Here is a 3314-nt window from a genome sequence, read left to right as displayed (position 1 = left end):
CCCGGGGCGAAATGCCGTTTCACAAGCTCGGCCTTGGCGCGCAACAGCCGCACCAGCTTGTCAGCGCGCACCTTTTCCGAGGCGCCGCCATGATGGATGATCACGGCCTCTGAGGTAATGGCAGGGCGCAGACCGATCCGGCGCGCGCGCAGGCACAGATCGGCCTCTTCGCCATACATCACGAAGACCGGATCGAAACCGCCCAGCCGGTCCCAGGTCTCGCGCGCGATCAGGAAAAAGCACCCGGTCACGATATCCACCTCGCGCACGGTGTCGCGCGGCCAACTGCCATAGGCCTCGGGGTTGAAGACCGCGGAGCCCGGAAAGATTGTGGCAAGGCCCGAAGCCCGGCAGACCAGCGACCACAGCGTCTGACGCCGCCAGCACGAGGCCGGGTTGAGACGGCCATCCGCGAAGACCGTGCGCCCGCCCCAGATGCCCGCCTCGGGGCGCTGCCGGCGGAACGCCATCAACTTGTCCAATGCCCCGTCCAGAACAACGGTGTCGGGGTTCAGCAACAAAAGCCACGGTGCCCGGCAGTGCGGCACGGCCACGTGATGGGCGGCGGCAAACCCGTGATTAATGCTCTCGGCGATCAACGTCACTTGCGGGAATTGCGCCGCGATCGCCTCGGCCGACCCGTCGGTCGAGGCATTGTCGACCACCACCACCTCGAAATAGCCGCTCGTCTGCGCATAGATCGACGCAAGGCACGCCAGGGTCATATCGCGGGTGTTGTAACTGATGACGATCACCGAAACTTCAGGGGCTTGCGGTGGTTCATGGGACATGACGCATCCTGAAAACAGGGAATAAACAATGTTTCGGGCCGTGCGGCATCGCAGCACTTCGCCCTGTTCATTTCGCAATGCCCGTCAGGATGCAAGGGGGTGATCCACCGCGATGCTATCCGGGCCCTTTGGAGTGACAGGATCCTCGTTCCACCGCCTGAAGCTTTGCCATCACATCCGGCAGGACATGCGCAGCGGGATCGGGCCCCATGGACGGCTTGTTTTGCAAACGGCGCGGGTCTATGAGATCTTCAGAAGCCCGGCGAAAGAGGGATCATGACCGACACGACAGACCTCCCGCTGGTGACTTTCGCGGTCATCGCCTACAATCAGGAGCGCTTCATCCGCGAGGCCATCGACGGCGCCTTCGCGCAGACCTACGAGCCGCTCGAGATCATCCTGTCGGACGACTGCTCGCCCGACCGCACCTATGAGATCATGCAGGAAATGGCTGCGGCCTATGACGGACCGCACACGGTCGTGCTGAACCGCAACGAGCCGAACCTTGGACTGGTGCCGCATATCGACCGGGTGATGGAGCTGGTGCACGGTGCATTCATCGTGGTGAATGCCGGCGACGATATCTCGCTGCCGGAGCGGACCTCGGCCATGGTTGCGGTCTGGCACCCCGCCGCAGGAGACATCACGATGGTTCACTCCCCTGCGGAAGAAATTGACAAAACGGGTCTTTCGGTTGGTCTTCGCATGTCTCCGCAACCGGTTCTCGACTCGCCATCAGCGTACACTCTGGCCGCCGGATGTCATCACGTTCTCGGTGCGACAGTGGGTTGGGACAGGCGAGTATTCGAGACATTCGGGCCCTTGGGCAAGGGCATCGACGCGGAGGATCATGTCATCCCGTTTCGGGCCGCCCTTCTTGGTCGAATAGAGCATATCGAAACGCCATTGGTGAAGCATCGTGCCGGCGGCATTAGTGGCGTGCGCAGCGTGCATGGCCGGTCACATGATTATCTTTACGGCCTCGCGCACAAACTGCGGAAATGGCATAGTCAGGCTGATTTCCATATCCTGGAGCGGTTCCCCGACATGGATTATCCCGGCAAGGAAAAGGCCGAGGCCATTTGCCGAAAGCGCGCGGAGATGCTGCGATTTGCAGTCGATCTGGCGGAAAGCCCACGGGCGCATCGATGGGTGATGCTGCCCCGGGGGATGCGTCTGGCACAGCGTCACAAAAGCACCCTGCCGCTCAAGGACTGGGCCCGATACATCCTTGATCGCCTTTATATGCGTTATGCCGACTGGAATATGGCACGAAACAGAATCCAACCGGCACGGGTAAGCCAATAAGGGAATTCCACGAATGACATCTGATTTCACGGTCTCGGCCATCATCCCGACCTATAATCGTGCCCATTGCGTGGGCGAGGCGATCGACAGCGTATTGGCGCAGGATCCACCCGCCGACGAGGTCATCGTGATCAACGACGGCTCCACCGATAGCACGCCGGAGATTCTGGCCGGCTATGGCAACCGGATCACCGTGATCCACCAGAAAAACGCGGGATCAGGGGCGGCTCGAACGGCTGGCCTGCATCATGCGCGGTGCGACTGGATCACCTTTCTCGATTCCGACGATCTTTGGTATCCGAGACGTCTCGATTTGCTGCACCATGATCTGGCGAAGGAGGAAAATCGGGATGTCGTGATGCATTTCGCGGATCATCGGATGACGGGCGCAGGATATGATCATGGGTTCTTTGATTTGCGCAACATACACGTACCGGAAGGTGGTACCGTGAGGGTGAATGACGCACTGCCCCATGCCTTAGCCGGTCTGCACCTCAACTCTCTGGCCGTTCGCGCAGATATGGCTAAAAAGACCAAAGGATTTCCAAAGGAACTGACGATCCAGCAGGACGGATATTTCTTCTGTGCCGTGGCATTGCTTGGACCAGCACTTTTTTCAAGAACGACCGTTGCCGAAGTCAGGCGGATTCCCGGAGACACCACAGCAAATGTCGAACTGAACAGGAAAGATCCTCTCAAAGCGCGGCAAATCACCCAACTTCGTCTCGATCTGGTGGCTGATCTGCCAATGTCTTCAGAGCAGAGGAAATTTGTGCAGCGGCATGCCATTGGGCATCTTTTCAATCTTGCTCATGCCGAATTCAAAGCGGGGAAAGGCACCCCCCGTCGACACCTTCTGCGCATGGCACGAAACCATCCCAAGCCACTCATTGGTTGGCTCAAAGCGCTACCGCCTCTCATGCTTGGCAAAGCTGGGTATCGCCTTGTGCCGCAAAAAAAACCAAGCTTCACCAGAGTCGCTTCAAACAATCAATGATATCCTGCTGCGCGACTGGTATTGTTTGTGGCCAAGGTCATTCATAACCCAGAGTTCTCGCGATTTGTTGTGGATCCGGTCGTGGTCCGCGAGACGCAAGGCGGATCCGTTTCATGCGTTTGGGTTTGAGCCTGAACATGCGCATGTCCTGCAGGCGCAAATACCATCCCGACCGCGTGATCCGGGTGACGGGCGTGACGATCGGCAGCCGCGCATGC

Annotated in this window: 3 protein-coding genes; 2 read left to right on the top strand and 1 reads right to left on the bottom strand. The window is 59.2% G+C overall.

Translation table 11 applies throughout. The features are described 5' to 3' along the window. Positions 1 to 791 (bottom strand): glycosyltransferase family 2 protein (locus tag R6T97_RS11645; protein ID WP_410349459.1); only part of this gene is annotated, 791 nt, incomplete at its 3' end. Positions 792 to 1067: 276 nt separating this feature from the next. Here R6T97_RS11645 and R6T97_RS11640 point away from each other — a divergent pair. Both R6T97_RS11640 and R6T97_RS11635 read left to right on the top strand, forming a co-directional pair. Beyond that, positions 1068 to 2099, top strand: coding sequence for a glycosyltransferase (locus tag R6T97_RS11640; RefSeq protein ID WP_410349458.1), 1032 nt, complete (start codon positions 1068 to 1070; stop codon positions 2097 to 2099). 13 nt (positions 2100 to 2112) lie between these two features. Continuing rightward, the gene (locus R6T97_RS11635; RefSeq protein WP_410349457.1) at positions 2113 to 3096 is read left to right on the top strand and encodes a glycosyltransferase family 2 protein; all 984 of its coding nucleotides are present in this window, start codon (positions 2113 to 2115) and stop codon (positions 3094 to 3096) included. Positions 3097 to 3314: the final 218 nt, after the last annotated feature.

Source organism: Yoonia sp., assembly GCF_046498525.1.
In the GTDB taxonomy this organism is placed as follows: Bacteria; Pseudomonadota; Alphaproteobacteria; order Rhodobacterales; family Rhodobacteraceae; genus Yoonia.
The sequence above is the reverse complement of the archived record's forward strand: the minus strand, read 5'-3'. Positions and strand labels throughout refer to the sequence as shown.

What these genes read in the sequence shown, in the direction of transcription:
- R6T97_RS11635 (WP_410349457.1), top strand. Translation starts at nt 2,113, where the DNA reads ATGACATCTGATTTCACGGTCTCGGCCATCATCCCGACCTATAATCGT.
- R6T97_RS11640 (WP_410349458.1), top strand. Translation starts at nt 1,068, where the DNA reads ATGACCGACACGACAGACCTCCCGCTGGTGACTTTCGCGGTCATCGCC.